Consider the following 16,022-nt stretch of genomic DNA (forward strand, 5'->3'; position numbering starts at 1 on the left):
TCTACTAGAGAATGTACCGGCTCAGGTCCGGGTCCTTCACCAGCTCGCCCAGGTGCGACTCCACGTACGCGCGGTCGATGGTGATCGCCTGCCCGCCACGATCGGGCGCTTCATAGCTCAGCGTATCGAGCAGGCGCTCGAGCACCGTGTGCAGGCGCCGCGCGCCGATGTTCTCCTGGCGCTCGTTCACCTGCGCGGCGATCTCGGCCAGTCGCTCCACCGCGTCGGCACCGAACTGCACCGCGACGCCTTCGGTCTTGAGCAGCTCGATGTACTGCGTGACCAGTGCCGCCTTCGGCTCGGTCAGGATGCGGACGAAATCGTCCTTGCTCAGCGCGGTCAGTTCGACGCGGATCGGGAAGCGACCCTGCAGCTCCGGGATCAGGTCGCTGGGCTTGGCCAGGTGGAACGCGCCCGACGCGATGAACAGGATGTGGTCGGTCTTGACCGGGCCGTACTTGGTGCTCACGGTCGAACCCTCGACCAGCGGCAGCAGGTCGCGCTGCACGCCTTCGCGGCTGACGTCACCACCGCCGACGTTCTCTCCGCGCTTGGCGACCTTGTCGATCTCGTCGATGAAGACGATGCCGTGCTGTTCGCAGGCCTCGATCGCCGCTTCGCGGACGTCGTCCTCGTTGACCAGCTTGCCCGCTTCGTCCTCGGTCAGCTGCGAACGGGCGGCGCGGATCGCCATCGACTTCTTGTGGGTCTTGGCACCGGCGACCTGCGAGAACATCTGGCGCAACTGCTGGCCCATCTCCTCCATGCCGGGCGGAGCCATGATGTCGACGCCGACGTTGACCGCCGTTTCGATCTCGATCTCGCGGTCGTCGAGCGCGCCGCTGCGCAACTGCTTGCGCAGCTTGGCGCGGGTCTCGTTGTCCTGCGACGAGGGCTCGTCCTTGGCCGCTTCGGCGGCGTTGAAGCCGAACACGGTGCTGGTGGCACCGGCGCGGCGCGGCAGCAATGCATCGAGGATGCGCTCTTCGGCGCGTTCCTCGGCCTGGGTGCGCACCTTCTGCTTGGCCTGCTCGCGGTAGAGCTTGACCGCGGTGTCGGCCAGGTCGCGGACGATCTGCTCGACATCCTTGCCGACGTAGCCGACTTCGGTGAAGCGCGTGGCTTCGACCTTCACGAACGGGGCGTTGGCGAGCGTCGCCAGGCGGCGCGCGATCTCGGTCTTGCCGACGCCGGTGGGACCGATCATCAGGATGTTCTTCGGCATGACTTCATTGCGCAGATCGTCGTCGAGCTGCATGCGGCGCCAGCGGTTGCGCAGCGCGATGGCGACCGCGCGCTTGGCCGCGTGCTGGCCGACGATGTGGCGGTCGAGCTCCTGCACGATTTCGCGCGGAGTCATGGTGGCGTGACTGGTATCGGGCTTGATGGGCATGGGGGATTCAAAGCTCTTCGATGACGACGTTGCGGTTCGTGTAGATGCACACGTCGCCGGCGATGTTGATGGCCTCGGTGGCGATGGTGCGGGCGTCGAGCTGGGTGTGCGCGATCAGCGCGCGCGCGGCCGACAGCGCGTACATGCCGCCCGAACCAATGGCGATGATGCCGTCCTCCGGCTCGATCACGTCGCCGGTGCCGCTGATGATCAGCGAGGTGTCGCGATCGGCGACCGCGAGCAGCGCTTCGAGCTTGCCCAGGCGGCGCTCGGTGCGCCAATCCTTGGCCAGTTCGACGGCGGCGCGGGCGAGCTGCCCGTGCTTCTCGAGCTTGGCTTCGAACAGTTCGAACAGGGTGAAGGCGTCGGCGGCGGCACCGGCGAAGCCGGCGAGCACCTGGCCGTCGCGGCCGAGGCGGCGGACCTTGCGCGCGTTGGCTTTCATCACGGTGTGGCCGAGGGTGACCTGGCCGTCGCCGGCGACGGCGACGCGGCCGTCACGGCGCACCGACACGATGGTGGTGGCGTGGAAGACGTTGGGGTTCTGGCTCGGGTCCATGGGGACCTCCGGGGGGGACCGGAACGAGATGGGGTCGGCCGGGGCGGCTTTTCAAGGCGGCCGGGGACCGCGGCCCTTACGGCTTCCGCTTCGCCCGCGGATGCGCCGCGTCATACACCTTCGCCAGGTGCTGGTAATCCAGGTGCGTATAGATCTGCGTCGTGGCGATGTCGGCATGCCCCAGCAGCTCCTGCACGCCGCGCAGGTCGCCGGACGATTCCAGGATGTGGCTGGCGAATGAATGCCGCAGCAGGTGCGGATGCACGCGCTTGAACAACCCCTGGCGCTGCGCGAGCTGGCGCAGGCGCAGCTGCACCGCGCGCGGCGTGATCGGTCCGCCGCCACGCCCCGGAAACACCGCTGCATCGTTCGCGGCACCCGTCGATGCGCGCCATTCCTGCAGCGCGGCGCGCGCATGCCGGCCCACCGGCACGCTGCGCTGCTTGCTGCCCTTGCCGAGCACGTTCACCAGCGCATCACTCAGGTCGATGTCGCGCCAGCGCAACCCGCACAGTTCGGAAAGTCGCAGGCCGGAGGAATAGAACAGTTCGAGCAGCGCACGATCGCGCAGCCCGAGCGGTGCATCGGTCGGAACTTCGACCAGTGCCTTGGCTTCGTCCGGATCGAGCACCTGCGGCAACTTGCGCGGCGCCTTCGGCGAGCGGATCGCCGCGGCCGGACTCGCGCTCAGCCGGCCCTGGCGGACCAGCCAGGCGTAGAAACTGCGACAGGCCGAAAGTCGGCGCTGCAGGCTCTTGGGCGACAAACCGCGACGGTGCTCGGATGCGACGAAAGCGCGCACCTGTTCGGCGTGCAGCGCGGTGACGTCTGCGGACTGCGTGCGCGCCCATTGCGCCAGCGCCAGCAGATCGCGGCGATAGGCATCGAGCGTATGCGCCGACATGCGGCGCTCGACCTGCAGATGGGAGAGGTATTGCTCGACGGTCGGGTCGGCACCCACACCGTCATCCCCGCGAAGGCGGGGATCCAAGGACTTTGCCTTGGCCTTCATGGGTTCAGCCGTCGAACCGCTTCAGCGCCGTCACCAGCGACTCGCCCATCATGCGCAGGAATAGCGTGCCCATGCCGGGGAAGAAACGATTCGGATCGCGACTGCCCACTGCGACCATGCCCACGCCCGGCAGCGGCAGCAGCGCGGTCGACTGCACTTCCTCGGCGCGCATGCCGTACAGCACTGCATGCTTCTCCGGCTGCAGGCGGCCGCACAGCGGTTCGCCGTCGCCGAGGCAATCGCGGAACGGCTGCAAGCGCGCGTCGTCCTCCGCGATCACCTGCATCCAGTCGACGTCAGCGATGCCTTCGACCGGCTTGAACACCACCAGCCGCACCAGGTCACCGTTGAAATCCTCGGCCAGGCTGGCCGCCATCGCCCGCAGCGTGTCGGCCGCGGTGTCCTGGCGCATCAGCGCCAGGGTGAGCTGGTGCGTGCGCACCGACAGGCGCTCGTTCTCCTGGGCATTGCCGAACAATTCCTGCAAGCGCCGTGCGAGTTCGCGGTTCTTGTCGCGCAGCACTTCCAGCTGGTAGCTGGCCAGCGACGCCGCCGAGCCTTCCTCGCGCGGCACCACCAGGGTGACGGCCAGGTCGGGGAACTGCTGCAGGAATCGCGGGTGCCGGCGCAGCCAGGCCGCGATTTCGTGCGCGCCAAGCTTTTCCTGGGTCTCGTTCATTGGTTCCACTCCCCTTCGAACACGAATGCGGTCGGTCCGGACATCGTCAATGGCACGTCGTCGGCCGGCCAGGAAATCTGCAGGTCGCCACCGGGCAAGGCCACGGTGACGTCGCGGTCGACGCGGCCACGCCGCATCAGCACCGCTGCGGCGGCGCAGGCGCCACTGCCGCAAGCCAGGGTCTCGCCGACGCCGCGTTCGTACACGCGCAGGCGGATGCGCTGGCGCGACTCCACATGGGCAAATCCGACGTTGACCGATTCCGGGAACGCGGCGTGCGACTGCAGCACCGGCGCGACGGTCTCCACCGGCGCGGCATCGACGTCCTCGACTTCGATCACCGCGTGCGGGTTGCCCATCGACACCGCGCCGAAGGTGAACACCGAATCGTTGCGCTCGACGACGTATTCGTCCTGCGCACCGGCGAAGCCGTGCAGCGGGATGCTGGCCGGGGCGAAACGCGGCGTGCCCATGACGATGCGGTAGCGGCCCTCGCCGAGCTGCGTCACCGCGTGCGTGCCGACCGGGCTGTCGAGCAGGAAGTCCCTGGCCAGTTCGCGGCCATTGCCCTGCGCGTCGCGCACCAGCCAGGCGGCGATGCAGCGCGCGCCGTTTCCGCACTGCTGCGACGAGGAGCCGTCGGCATTCCAGATGCGGTAGCGGGCGACGGCGTCGCTGCCGTGTGCATCCTCGACGGTCAGGATCTGGTCGCAGCCGACACCGACATGGCGATCGGCGAGCACGCGGCACAGCTCCGGCGAAGGTGCGGCGGCGGCGCCACGGAGGTCCAGTACGACGAAGTCGTTACCGGCGCCGTGCATCTTGCTGAACCGTACGGGCTTGCGCGCGTGCACGTGCTCAGCCATCGGTTTCGTCGGCCTGCTTGGGAAGCGTGCCCGGAACCGTGGTCGGCTCGGCGGTGCCCTTCTTCTTGCCGTTGACGTCTTCGGCATCGGAGGCCGGCACCGTCGTGGCCGGCTCGTCGGTCTTCTGTTCTTCGCTCGCCGGCTCGTCGCTGGTGGGCGTCGCGTCGGCCGGCGGCGTCATCGGCGGCAGGGTCGACGGGTCGACCGGGATCGACTTGGGCGCCAGGATCAGCGGGCCCTTGTTGCCGCAGCCGGCCAGGACCAGCGGCAGCGCGACCAGGGACAGCGCGATGAGGATCTGTCGTGGGGCGGAAGTTGCGTTCATGGCCGCAGTGTAGCCCGCGGCGATGAACGATTCGACGTGCGCCTGCGAGGCGGTCAGCGTGGCGGCCTGGGCGGCTCCGGCCGTGCCCACAGCCAGACTGCGACCACGGTCATGATCGCGGTCCCGGTCGCTGCCATCCACCAGCGTGGCGCGGTCAGGAACATGATCACCGCGCAGGCGGACATCATCGACACCGCCAGCCACTTGGCGCGGCGGCTGACCGCGCCGTGCGCCTGCCAGTCGCGGATGATCGGGCCGAACTGCCGGTGCGCCAGCAGCCACTCATGCAGCCGCCGCGAGCCGCGCGCGGCGGCGAACGCCGACAGCAGCACGAACGGCACGGTCGGCAATCCGGGTATCACAATTCCGATCACGCCCAGCCCGAGGCTGGCGTAGGCCAGCAGCCACCAGGCCCAGCGCCAGCGACTGGACGTTTTTGCCCTCCCCTCGCTGGCGCGGGAAGGCTGGGGCGGGGGCACGGTGGTCACGTCTTCGGTCTTGAGGTGCGCGGTGAGGACGGCGGTCCGCCCTCACCCCAACCCTCTCCCGCGAACGGGAGAGGGGGGCAGGCATCACTTGGCTGCGGTTGCGGTCGTTCCTGCAGTCGCCAGGCCGAGCTGATCGAGCATGAATGCGTACATCTCCGACAACTCGCGGTAGCGGCGGAAGCGGCCCGACTTGCCGCCGTGGCCGGCGTCCATGTTGGTGCGGAACACGATCGGCTGCGTACCGGCATCGAGGTCGCGCAGGCGCGCGATGTACTTGGCCGGCTCCCAGTACTGCACCTGCGAATCCCACAGGCCGGTGCCGACGAACATTGCCGGATAGGCCTGCTTCGACAGGTTGTCGTAGGGCGAGTACGACAGCATGTAGTCGTAGTACTCCTTCTTCTCCGGGTTGCCCCACTCGTCGTACTCGTTGGTGGTCAGCGGGATGCTCGGGTCGAGCATCGTCGTGACCACGTCGACGAACGGCACCTGCGACAGGATCACGCGGTAATGGTCCGGCGCCATGTTGCTGATCGCACCCATCAGCAGGCCGCCGGCGCTGCCGCCGTAGGCCGCGACGCGATCCTTGGCCGCGTAGCCCTGCTTGACCAGGTCGCCGGTCACGTCGATGAAGTCGGTGAAGGTGTTCTTCTTGTGGAACAGCTTGCCGTCGTCGTACCACTTGCGGCCCATTTCCTTGGCCACCGCGGATGTGGGCGATGGCGTAGACCATGCCGCGGTCGAGCAGGCTCACCACCGGGCCGTTGAAGCGCGGATCGGTCGAACTGCCGTAGCTGCCGTAGGCGTACTGCAGCATCGCCGCCTTGCCGTTCTTCTCGAAGCCCTTCTTGTAGACCAGCGACACCGGCACCTTGACGCCGTCGCGGGCGGTCGCCCAGACGCGTTCGGTGACGTATTTCTCCGGGTCGTAGCCCAGCACCGGGTCGCGCTTGAGCAGCTTGCGCTCGCCGGTTTCGACATTGACCTCGTAGGTGGTGCCCGGCGTGGTCAGCGAGGTGTAGCTGTAGCGCAGCCACGGCGTGTCGTGCTCGGAGTTGACCGACAGGCCCATCGCGTAGGCCGGTTCATCGGCCTTGACGAATTCTTCCTTGCCGTCCTTCTTGAGCAGGCGCAGGCGCTCGAGACCGTCGGAACGCTCGGCCACGGCGGTGAAGCCGTCGAACAGTTCGAAGCCTTCGACGAAGACGTCCTCGCGGTGCGGAATCCAGTCCTTCCACTGCTTGCGTGAGGTCGCATCGCTGGGCGCGGTGACGAGCTTGAAGTTGGCTGCGCCGTCGGCGTTGGTGCGGATCACCCAGCGGCCGTCGAGGTGGTCGGCCTGGTACTCGACGTCGCGCTCGCGCGGTGCCAGCACCGCGAACTTATCCGGGTTGGCGGCCGGCGCGCAGCGCATCTCGCTGGACACCGTGCTCTCCACGCCGATGCAGATGTACTTGTCGTCGCGCGAGCGGTCGATGCCCATGTAGAAGCTGTCGTCCTTCTCCTCGTACACCAGCACGTCCTTCGACGCCGGCGTGCCGAGCACGTGCTTCTTCACGCGCACGGTGAGCAGGGTTTCCGGATCGTTTTCGACGTAGAACAGGGTACGGTTGTCGTCGGCCCAGACGATGTTGGGCGACACGCCGGGGATCTCGTCGGCATAGACCTCGCCGGTGGCGAGGTTCTTGAAGCGGATCGTGTACTGGCGACGGCCCACGGCGTCATCGGCCCAGGCCAGGATCTGGTTGTCCTGGCTGACTTCGTAGTCGCCGACGCTGAAGTAGTCCTTGCCCTTGGCCATCGCGTTGACGTCGAGCAGGACCTGCTCCGGCGCGTCCATGTTGCCGCTGCGGCGGGCATGGATGGGATAGTCCTGGCCGGTCTCGAAGCGGCTGTAGTAGTAATAGCCGCGCTCGCGGTACGGCACCGAGCTGTCGTCCTGCTTGATGCGGCTGACGATCTCTTCGTACAGCTTGTTCTCGAGCGGCTTGAGCGGCGCCATCAGCGCGTCGACGTAGGCGTTCTCGGCATTGAGGTACGCCAGCATCTCCGGGTTCTTGCGCTTGTCGTCGCGCAGCCAGTAGTACTCGTCGTTGCGCTGCGCGCCGTGCGGCGCCTTGACCACGTGCGGCTTCTTGGCGGCGTCGGGGGGCGTGGCGGCCGTCGCGGCGACGGTGGGCGTGGAGAGGGTCATGGTCAGGACAGCCGAAAGCAGGAGGGAAGTCGGGTTCATAGATTGGGTCCGGATGGGGACGACGCAATGGGTCGGCTACTGCTGGCTCAATTCATTCCACAGGAACGTAAACGCCAGCGCGCTCATGTGCGCGGCCTGGGCATTGTTGGCCGAACCGCCGTGGCCGCCCTCGATGTTCTCGTAGTAACGCACGTCCTTGTTCGCCTCCAGCATCTTCGCCGCCATCTTGCGGGCGTGGCCCGGGTGGACGCGGTCGTCGCGGGTGGAGGTCATGAAGATCACCGGCGGATACTCGCGTTTCGCGTCGAACAGGTGGTACGGCGAGAACGTGCGGATGTAGTCCCAGTCTGCGGTATCCGGATCGCCGTACTCGGCCATCCACGACGCGCCGGCCAGCAAGTGGCTGTAGCGCTTCATGTCGAGCAGCGGCACCTGCACCACGACCGCGCCAAACAGCTCCGGGTACTGGGTCAGCATGTTGCCGGTGAGCAGGCCGCCGTTGCTGCCGCCCTGGATGCCCAGGTGCTCCTTCGACGTGATCTTGCGCGCGACCAGGTCCTGCGCGACCGCGGCGAAGTCCTCGTAGGCCTTGTGGCGATTGGCCTTGAGCGCGGCCTGATGCCAGCGCGGGCCGTACTCGCCGCCGCCACGGATGTTGGCCACGGCATAGACGCCGCCCTTCTCGAGCCAGCCCTTGCCGACGCTGCCGGAATAGGCCGGCGTCAGCGAGATCTCGAAGCCGCCGTAGCCGTACAGCAGGGTCGGTGCCTTGCCATCGAGCTTGAGGTTCTTCGGCCGCACCAGGAAGTACGGCACGCGGGTGCCATCCTTGGAGGTGGCGAAGTGCTGCTCGATCAGGTTGTTGCTGCCGTCGAAGAACACCGGCATGGTCTTGAGCACTTCAGGCCGCTCGCCCACCTGCGCCAGCGACAGCGTGGACGGGGTGAGGTAGTCGGTGGCGGTCAGCCAGACCGCATCGCTGTCGTCCTCGTCGACCGCGGAGACGGCGAGCGTGCCGAAGCCCGGTGCGCCGGTGAACTCGCTGTGCTTCCAGGCCTTGTCGCCGGGCGTGAGCACGCTGAGGCGGTTCTTGACGTCGTCGAGGACGTTGAGCACGAGGTGGTGACGCGTCCAGCTGAAGCCGGCCAGCGATGTGCTCTCGCTCGGCGCGAACAGCACGGTGAAGTCGCGCTTGCCTGCCATGAAATCGTCGAAGCGCGTGGCGATCAGGCTGCCCGCGGCGTAAGTCTGGCCACCGGCGCTGTACGGATCGCGCAGCTCGAGCAGCAACCACTCGCGGTGGACCGACTTGTTGGCCGAGTTCGGCGCGTCGACCTTGCGCAGCTTGCCGTCGGCATCGCGCAGGTAGAGCTCGTCGTTGTAGAAGGCCAGCGTACGGCTGACGAAGTCACGTGCGAAGCCAGGTGTATGGTCGTGGCTGGCGGCGATGTACATGTCGTTCGCCTGGCCCTCGTAGACCACGCGCGCCTGCTCCAGCGGCGTGCCGCGCTTCCATTCCTTGACGATGCGCGGGTAACCGGAGCTGGTCATGGTGCCGGCACCGAAATCGGTGAAGACATACACCGTGTCGCGGTCGATCCACTGCAGGCCGCCCTTGGCCTCGGGACGGACGAAGCCGCCTTCGACCCAGGTCTTCGTGGTGAGGTCGAACTCGCGCGTGACATCGGCGTCGGCGCCGCCGCGCGACAGCGCGATCAGGCAGCGCTCGTTGTCAGGTTTCAGGCAGTCGGCCCCGTGCCACACCCAGTTCTCGCCCTCGGCCTTGTTCAGCGCGTCGAGGTCGATGATGGTTTCCCACGCCGGCTTGTCCTTGCGGTATTCGGCCAGCGTGGTGCGGCGCCATAGGCCGCGCTCGTGCTGCTTGTCCTTCCAGAAGTTGTAGTAGTGGTCGCCGATCTTCTCCACGCCCGGGATCTTGGCGTCGGAGTCGAGGATGGCGCGGATGTCGGATTCGAGCTGCTTGAACTGCGGCGTAGTCGTCAGCTCGGCCTCGGACTGGGCGTTGTGCTGCTTGACCCAGGTCAGCGCACGCTCGCCCTCGACATCCTCGAGCCAGGCATAAGGGTCATCGGACACGTTGGGGGATTCCTTGGGGGCGGCGCCCACGGCCGACGAGGCGGCAAGTCCTGCGGTGATCAACAAGGTATGACAGGCCTGCGTCAGCGTCGGCATGGGCGGTCCGTGGTTTGGCGGGTTGGCGTGGGGTCGGCGCCGGTGGCGCTGCGACGGACATGCAGTTGGAGATGCTGGGCCAAACGCTAGCACAAGGCCCGCGGCGGGCACCGTGCCGAAAGCCAACGCACGGCGGTGCCGTCAGCCCCCCTGCCCTTGCCTTTGCGCCCCGCTCAGGCGGCTTGCGAGTGCTTCCGGCGCGGGCTGGCCGTGCGCCGGCGGCGGGCCTGCTCACCGCTGCGGCGGCGCAGTCGCGGCTGGACTTCGGCACCCGCCTCGTCGGCCGGCAGGCGGAAGCGGTGCAGCGCCCACCAGGCACACAGCGGCATCGCCAGCAGCCACAGCGGCATCCAGCCGAGGGTGTCGCTGAAACCGCGCGCGGCCGGGATCAGCAGCACCAGCACCGCGCCGATGGCGACGGCATGGCGGAGCAGGTCGTCCAGGCCGGGTCCGATGGTCTCGACGTCCTGGCCGGTGGTGTCTGCAGGGATGCGGTCTTGACGGTTCATGGCGCTGGCTCCTGGGTCGATGGAGCGAGCGTGCTGGGGCGGGGTCTCAGGGGTTGCGACTGACGGCGACCTCAGCGGTCGTAGTTCGACAGCGCCAGCTGCAGCAGGGCCCGCGCCTGCTCGCGCAACACCGGCGGCTCGACGATCTCGGCATCGCTGCCGTAGTGCATCACGTCCATCAGCAGTTCGCGGCCGGCGCTGTAGGGCACCTTGAGCTCGTAGCGGCCGTCGGGCAGGTAGCGCCCCTGCTGCTGCGAGTGCCAATGCTCGTCGGCCACCCAGCGCGCGGCCTTGGGGCTGAAGAGGATCGTTGCCCAGCCCTTGGGCGTGCCGGAGAAGATGCCGTAGCTGGAGGCCAGGTGGCTGTCGAGCTGTTCGTCGGAGACATCCTGGGCCGGCTGTTCGCCGAGCTTGGCCGCGCTGATGCGGTCGACGGCAAAGCTGCGCAGTGCTTCGCGGTTGTGGTCCCAGGCATCGAGGTACCAGTTCTCGCGGTAATGGGTCAGGCGCTGCGGCGAGACCAGGCGCCGGGTCTGCTCGTCGGTGGAGCGAGCGCGATATTCGAAGCTCAACTGCTTGCGATCGAGCACCGCGGTGGCGACGATCCGGAACGAGGTTTCATCGAGCTTGCGGGTGCGGTGCGGAATCACGCGCACGCGCTCGACCGGTACGCGGCGGCCGCCGGCGTGCTCGTCGAGCAGCTTTTCGATGCGGTGCTGCAACGGCGCCAGCGCATTCGACAGCACGCCGCCACCGCTGCGCACCAGCAGCTGCTGCGCGGCCAGCAACGAGTGCAGCTCCTCCGAGCTGAGCCACAGGCCCGGCAGTTCGAAACGCTCGCCTTCGCTGTGGTCGTAGCGGAAGCCGGCTTCGCCGTTGCCGACCACCGGTGCCATCAGGTAGTCGCGCAGGTAAGCCAGGTCGCGGTAGACCGTCGCGCGCGAACACTCCAGGTCCTCCTGCAGACGCTGCACCGTGACCGGGTAGCGCGAAGCGCTGAGGATTCGGTGCAGGGAGTGGATGCGTTCGATGCGTTCCATTGGCTTGGCGGCAGGGAAACAGGTGCAAGGATCGCACTGCCGGCGCATCCGCCGCCAGCACGGACCGCGACAACCGGGCCTGCCGTCAAGGTCGGCGCCACCTCGCCATCGGCCGCTGGCGGGTGCCGGCGCCGGTTTACCTCGATAACTCTTGCTTAACCGCCTGCTGACCATACTGCCGCCGGAGCGACAGGGGGCCGAATGGATTCGACCAGGGGACAGCGGCTGGAAGCCGCGCTGGCATTGATCATTACGGTAGTGGTGCATGCGGCCCTGGTCTGGGGCCTGTCGCGGGCGATGCGCCCGGTGCTGCCCCCGCCCGTCGACAAACCGCTGCAGATCGTCTGGGTCCCACGCCACAAGGCGCCTGCAAAGGCCGTGGAACCGATTGTCCGCCCCGAACGGGTCAACAACCCGGCGAGAACGCGCCGCACGCCTGCCGTGTCGGCGAAGGCGCCCGCGATCGTCACCACCGAAACGCCACAGGCGACGCCAGAGTCGGCCCGCCCGATGTCGGCGGTGTACCTGATGCAGGCACGCGATCAGCTCGGTGCGGCTTCCGTCCAGGCCGCCGATCCATTGGCCGATCGCGTTGCCGCCCTGCCCGGCGCCGGCGCAGGCCGCTTCCGCATGAAGCCACCACCGACCGGCGTTGCCGGCGTGGTCGCCAGTGTCGGCAAGCTGTTCGGCGCGGAGGATGCGGGCGCGCCCTGCCGCGAGAACCGCAGGAACATCGGCGAACTCGCCGCCGCCGGTGACAGTGCGGCATTGCAGCAACAACTCGAATTCGAGAAGCGGCTGTGCCGCCCATGATCGGGTGATGTCCGGCCGCTTGCCATGAACGGTCGCTTTGCCTGTGGCGTCGCAGGCACAATGCCCGGATGCGCGCGCCCGTTGAGCCAGCCATCGATCTGTCACCCCGGACCGCCGACGAGGTCAGGACCACCACGTGCTACATGTGCGCGTGCCGTTGCGGCATCAAGGTGTGGCTGCGCGACGGACAGATCCGCTACATCCAGGGCAACCCGGAACATCCGGTCAATCGCGGCGTGCTGTGCGCGAAGGGGTCGGCCGGGATCATGCAGCACTACTCGCCGGCACGGCTGGACAAGCCGCTGCTCCGCGTGGGCGAGCGCGGCAGCGGTGAGTTCCGCGAGATCGAGTGGGACGAGGCGCTCGACATCGCCAGTTCGTGGCTGGCACCGATCCGCGCACGCAATCCCGACGAGCTGGCGTTCTTCACCGGCCGCGACCAGTCGCAGGCGCTGACCGGCTGGTGGGCGCAGCAGTTCGGCACGGTCAACTACGCCGCGCACGGTGGATTCTGCTCGGTGAACATGGCCGCAGGCGGTCTGTACACGCTCGGTGGCAGCTTCTGGGAGTTCGGCGAGCCCGACTGGGAGCACACGCGTTATCTGATGATGTGGGGCGTGGCCGAAGACCACGACTCCAATCCGATCAAGCTCGGACTGGGCCAGCTCAAGGGACGCGGCGCCAAGATCGTCGCGGTCAATCCGGTGCGCTCGGGTTACGGCGCCATTGCCGACGAATGGATCGGCATCCGCCCCGGCACCGACGGGCTGTTCGCATTCGCCCTCGCCCACGAACTGCTCAAGGCCGATCGCATCGACCTCGATTACCTGGTGCGCTACACCAATGCGCACTGGCTGGTGGTGCGCAATCCCGGTGGCCCCGACGACGGCCTGTTCGCGCGCAACGGCGACGGCGACGCGCTGTGCTGGGATCGCCAGGCCGGGACCGAGGCGAATGCCAACGATATTGGCGTGTCGCCGGCCGTGGTCGGCGAGTTCGTGCTGGCCGATGGCCGTCGCGCCGTTCCGGTTTTCCACCTGGTCGCCGAGCGCTACCTCGACCCGCAGTACTCGCCGGATGCGGTCAGCGAACGTTGCGGCATTCCCGCCGACACCATCCGACGCATCGCACGCGAACTGGCCGAAGCGGCGTTCGACCACGCCATCGAGCTGCCGATCGCCTGGACCGATGCCTGGGGCCGCGAGCACGCGACCATGCGCGGCAGGCCGGTGGCGATGCACGCGATGCGTGGCATCAGCGCGCACAGCAACGGATTCCATACCTGCCGCGCGTTGCACCTGCTGCAGCTGCTGCTCGGCGCGGTCGATACGCCGGGCTCGTTCCGCTACCAGCCACCGTTCCCCAAGCCGATCCCGCCGCCGAACCGGCCCGGCAAGCGCCGCCAGGACAACGGCGTGCTCGATGCGGCACCGCTGGGCTTCGTGCACTCGCCCGAGGACCTCGTCGTCGACGCGAATGGGCAACCGCGCCGCATCGACCACGCATTCTCCTGGGAGTACCCGCTGTCGGCGCACGGCATGATGCATACCGTCATCCGCAACGCCTGGGCCGGTGACCCGTACAAGATCGACACGCTGATGATGTTCATGGCCAACATGAGCTGGAACTCGGCGATGAACACCGCGCAGACGATGCAGTGGCTCACCGACAAGGACGAAGCCGGCGAGTACCGCATCCCGCGCATCATCTACGCTGATGCCTACGCGTCGGAGATGGTCGCCTACGCCGACCTGGTGCTGCCCGACACGACCTACCTGGAGCGCTTCGACGCGATCAGCCTGCTCGACCGGCCGATCTCCGATGCCGACGGCGCCGCCGACGCGATCCGCCATCCCGTCCTCGATGCCGCCGAGCAGAGCCCCGGGCGCGACGTGCGCGGGTTCCAGTCGGTGCTGATCGATCTGGGCGCGCGCATCGGCCTGCCCGGCCTGGTCAACGAAGACGGTTCGGCGAAGTACCGCGATTACGCCGACTACATCACCCGCCACGAGCGCGCGCCGGGGGTGGGCCTGCTCGCCGGCTGGCGTGGCGCCGATGGCGAACTGGAAGCCAAGGGTCCGCCGAATCCCGACCAGTTGCAGCGCTACATCGACAACGGCGGGTTCTGGCGCAGCGAAGTGCCCGAGGACGCGCGCTACTTCAAGATGGCCAATCGCGGGTATCTGGACTGGGCGCAGCGGATGGGTTTCCTCGGCCACGCCGAACCGATCGTGCTGCAGCTGTATTCGGAGACGCTGCAGAAGTTTCGGCTGGCTGCGCAGGGGCATGGACCCTCGCAGCCGCCTGATCAGCATCGCGAGCGGGTGGCCACGTACTTTGATCCGCTGCCGATATGGTTCGAGCCTTTCGAAGGCGCGCAGACTTCACGCGACGCATTTCCGCTCAGCGCGGTCACGCAGCGGCCCATGTTCATGTACCACGCCTGGGGTTCGCAGAACGCCTGGCTGCGCCAGATCGCCGCACGCAACTGGATGTACATGCATCCGGAAACCGGCGCACGCTACGGCATCGGTGACGAGGACTGGATCGACGTGACCTCGCACAACGGCACAATCACCGTGCAGGCCAAGTTCGCCGCCAACGTCCAGCCCGACACGGTCTGGACCTGGAACGCGATCGGCAAGCGCCGCGGTGCCTGGCGCCTGGGCAAGGACGCGCCGGAAGGCAGGCAGGGCTTCCTGCTCAATCATCTGATTTCCGACATCACCCCGCGCGGCGATTACGCCAACGCCGACCCGGTCACCGGGCAGGCGGCCTGGTTCGACCTGCGCGTGCGCATCACCAAGGCGGCCGACACCGGCGTGAGCACCAGCGAACCGCAGTTCGCGCCGCTCGAACTCGGCCAGGCCGACGACAAACCGCTGCGCTACGGCGCCCAGTTCCGCAGGAACCGATCCGAATGAAATCGCAGGCCCCGATGAAAGCTTTGCGCCTGATAGCCGGCTGGGCCTGCATCCTGCTCAGCTTCGCGCTGGTGGTGCTGCTCGGCTTCGGCGCGTTCGAATTGCCGTTCATCGCCCCGACCGGATCCACTTCGATGATTCCCACGTTGATGGGGCTGCTGCCGAGCACGACGTTCTCGATCGCACTGTTCGCCGTCGGCGTGTGGTTGCTGCTCAAGGACAACCGTCGATGACCGGACTGCCGCCGCCGTCGAAGAAGAAGATGGGCCTGGTGATCGACCTCGACACCTGCGTCGGCTGCCACGCCTGCGCGGTGAGCTGCAAGGAATGGAACGCCGGCGGTTTCGCCGCGCCGCTGACCGACGAGCAGCCCTACGGCAAGGACCCGACCGGGGTCTGGTTCAATCGCGTGCACAGCTACGAAGTGGCGGCGACCGAGCCCGGTTCGTGCGGCAGCGCCGCGCCGTTGCCGGCGATGACCCTGCACTTCCCGCGCTCGTGCCTGCATTGCGAAGAGCCGGCCTGCGTCACCGTCTGCCCCACCGGCGCCAGCTTCAAGCGCGCCGAGGACGGCATCGTCCTGGTCGACGAGGACAAGTGCATCGGCTGCAAGCTGTGTTCGTGGGCGTGTCCGTACGGCGCGCGCGAGTACAGCCCGGTCGAAGGCGTGATGAAAAAATGCACGCTGTGCATCGACCGCATCTACAACGAGAACCTCGAAGAGGCCGAGCGCCAGCCGGCATGCGTGCAAGCCTGCCCGACCCGCGCCCGCCATTTCGGCGACCTCGGCGATCCGGAGTCGAAGGTGTCCAAGCTGGTGGCCGAGCGCGGCGGGCTGGACCTGCTGCCGCAGCTGGGCTACCAACCGGTCAACAAGTACCTGCCGCCGCGGCCGCGACGCGCCGGCGAAGCACAACCGGCCGCGCCGCAGGCCCCGGCCGAAACGCTCGACACGGCGGCGCTGTCGCCATTGCTGCGCTGGGTCGACCGCGTGCTGTCGCGCTGATGGCCGCCTGAAGCGAACTGA

At 67.8% G+C, this 16,022-nt stretch carries 14 protein-coding genes and 1 pseudogene; 4 read left to right on the plus strand and 11 right to left on the minus strand.

Annotation, left to right across the window (positions count from 1 at the left end; all coding sequences use genetic code 11):
- Positions 1 to 4 precede the first annotated feature (4 nt).
- The 11 genes and pseudogenes from hslU to HIV01_RS11905 form a co-directional block, all read right to left on the minus strand.
- Positions 5 to 1,393, minus strand: coding sequence for an ATP-dependent protease ATPase subunit HslU (gene hslU / locus HIV01_RS11855; protein WP_200607352.1), 1,389 nt, complete (start codon positions 1,391 to 1,393; stop codon positions 5 to 7).
- Positions 1,394 to 1,400: 7 nt separating this feature from the next.
- Positions 1,401 to 1,952: an ATP-dependent protease subunit HslV gene (gene hslV / locus HIV01_RS11860; protein WP_200607354.1), complete on the minus strand. Its 552-nt coding sequence runs from the start codon at positions 1,950 to 1,952 to the stop codon at positions 1,401 to 1,403.
- 76 nt (positions 1,953 to 2,028) lie between these two features.
- Entirely contained in the window at positions 2,029 to 2,943 is a 915-nt protein-coding gene (gene xerC / locus HIV01_RS11865; RefSeq protein WP_280633563.1) for a tyrosine recombinase XerC, read from the minus strand.
- Positions 2,944 to 2,968: 25 nt separating this feature from the next.
- Entirely contained in the window at positions 2,969 to 3,643 is a 675-nt protein-coding gene (locus HIV01_RS11870; protein WP_200607357.1) for a DUF484 family protein, read from the minus strand.
- Positions 3,640 to 4,509, minus strand: coding sequence for a diaminopimelate epimerase (dapF, locus tag HIV01_RS11875; protein ID WP_200607359.1), 870 nt, complete (start codon positions 4,507 to 4,509; stop codon positions 3,640 to 3,642). Before dapF ends, HIV01_RS11870 begins: the two co-directional genes overlap by 4 nt.
- Positions 4,502 to 4,924, minus strand: a complete 423-nt coding sequence (gene lptM, locus HIV01_RS11880; protein WP_207527174.1) for an LPS translocon maturation chaperone LptM — start codon at positions 4,922 to 4,924, stop codon at positions 4,502 to 4,504. The genes dapF and lptM overlap by 8 nt, the downstream gene beginning before the upstream one ends.
- Positions 4,888 to 5,313 (minus strand): YbaN family protein, encoded by a 426-nt coding sequence (locus HIV01_RS11885; protein ID WP_200608495.1) that lies wholly within the window; start codon positions 5,311 to 5,313, stop codon positions 4,888 to 4,890. Before HIV01_RS11885 ends, lptM begins: the two co-directional genes overlap by 37 nt.
- 93 nt (positions 5,314 to 5,406) lie before the next feature.
- Positions 5,407 to 7,555: pseudogene (locus HIV01_RS11890) on the minus strand (S9 family peptidase).
- A gap of 36 nt (positions 7,556 to 7,591) precedes the next feature.
- On the minus strand, positions 7,592 to 9,709 hold the full coding sequence (locus tag HIV01_RS11895) for a prolyl oligopeptidase family serine peptidase (RefSeq protein WP_207526945.1): 2,118 nt from the start codon (positions 9,707 to 9,709) through the stop codon (positions 7,592 to 7,594).
- A gap of 173 nt (positions 9,710 to 9,882) precedes the next feature.
- Positions 9,883 to 10,218, minus strand: coding sequence for a hypothetical protein (locus HIV01_RS11900; protein ID WP_245156789.1), 336 nt, complete (start codon positions 10,216 to 10,218; stop codon positions 9,883 to 9,885).
- 71 nt (positions 10,219 to 10,289) lie between these two features.
- Positions 10,290 to 11,258, minus strand: a complete 969-nt coding sequence (locus tag HIV01_RS11905; RefSeq protein WP_200607367.1) for a helix-turn-helix transcriptional regulator — start codon at positions 11,256 to 11,258, stop codon at positions 10,290 to 10,292.
- A gap of 201 nt (positions 11,259 to 11,459) precedes the next feature.
- Between HIV01_RS11905 and HIV01_RS11910 the strand changes: the two genes are divergently transcribed.
- The 4 genes from HIV01_RS11910 (at position 11,460) to HIV01_RS11925 (ending at position 16,001) form a co-directional block, all read left to right on the plus strand.
- Positions 11,460 to 12,071: a hypothetical protein gene (locus tag HIV01_RS11910; protein WP_200607369.1), complete on the plus strand. Its 612-nt coding sequence runs from the start codon at positions 11,460 to 11,462 to the stop codon at positions 12,069 to 12,071.
- A gap of 68 nt (positions 12,072 to 12,139) precedes the next feature.
- On the plus strand, positions 12,140 to 14,995 hold the full coding sequence (locus HIV01_RS11915; RefSeq protein WP_200607371.1) for a molybdopterin oxidoreductase family protein: 2,856 nt from the start codon (positions 12,140 to 12,142) through the stop codon (positions 14,993 to 14,995).
- A complete protein-coding gene (locus tag HIV01_RS11920) occupies positions 14,992 to 15,228 on the plus strand; it encodes a hypothetical protein (protein ID WP_200607373.1) in 237 nt (78 codons plus the stop codon). Before HIV01_RS11915 ends, HIV01_RS11920 begins: the two co-directional genes overlap by 4 nt.
- The gene (locus tag HIV01_RS11925; RefSeq protein ID WP_280633564.1) at positions 15,225 to 16,001 is read left to right on the plus strand and encodes a 4Fe-4S dicluster domain-containing protein; all 777 of its coding nucleotides are present in this window, start codon (positions 15,225 to 15,227) and stop codon (positions 15,999 to 16,001) included. The genes HIV01_RS11920 and HIV01_RS11925 overlap by 4 nt, the downstream gene beginning before the upstream one ends.
- Positions 16,002 to 16,022 lie beyond the last annotated feature (21 nt).

This window comes from Lysobacter arenosi, assembly GCF_016613475.2.
In the GTDB taxonomy this organism is placed as follows: Bacteria; Pseudomonadota; Gammaproteobacteria; order Xanthomonadales; family Xanthomonadaceae; genus Lysobacter_J; species Lysobacter_J arenosi.

Coding starts and splice junctions, on each gene's coding strand:
- hslU (WP_200607352.1), bottom strand. CDS start 1,393: ATGCCCATCAAGCCCGATACCAGTCACGCCACCATGACTCCGCGCGAA.
- hslV (WP_200607354.1), bottom strand. CDS start 1,952: ATGGACCCGAGCCAGAACCCCAACGTCTTCCACGCCACCACCATCGTG.
- HIV01_RS11870 (WP_200607357.1), bottom strand. CDS start 3,643: ATGAACGAGACCCAGGAAAAGCTTGGCGCGCACGAAATCGCGGCCTGG.
- dapF (WP_200607359.1), bottom strand. CDS start 4,509: ATGGCTGAGCACGTGCACGCGCGCAAGCCCGTACGGTTCAGCAAGATG.
- HIV01_RS11895 (WP_207526945.1), bottom strand. CDS start 9,709: ATGCCGACGCTGACGCAGGCCTGTCATACCTTGTTGATCACCGCAGGA.
- HIV01_RS11900 (WP_245156789.1), bottom strand. CDS start 10,218: ATGAACCGTCAAGACCGCATCCCTGCAGACACCACCGGCCAGGACGTC.
- HIV01_RS11905 (WP_200607367.1), bottom strand. CDS start 11,258: ATGGAACGCATCGAACGCATCCACTCCCTGCACCGAATCCTCAGCGCT.
- HIV01_RS11910 (WP_200607369.1), top strand. CDS start 11,460: ATGGATTCGACCAGGGGACAGCGGCTGGAAGCCGCGCTGGCATTGATC.
- HIV01_RS11915 (WP_200607371.1), top strand. CDS start 12,140: ATGCGCGCGCCCGTTGAGCCAGCCATCGATCTGTCACCCCGGACCGCC.
- HIV01_RS11920 (WP_200607373.1), top strand. CDS start 14,992: ATGAAATCGCAGGCCCCGATGAAAGCTTTGCGCCTGATAGCCGGCTGG.
- HIV01_RS11925 (WP_280633564.1), top strand. CDS start 15,225: ATGACCGGACTGCCGCCGCCGTCGAAGAAGAAGATGGGCCTGGTGATC.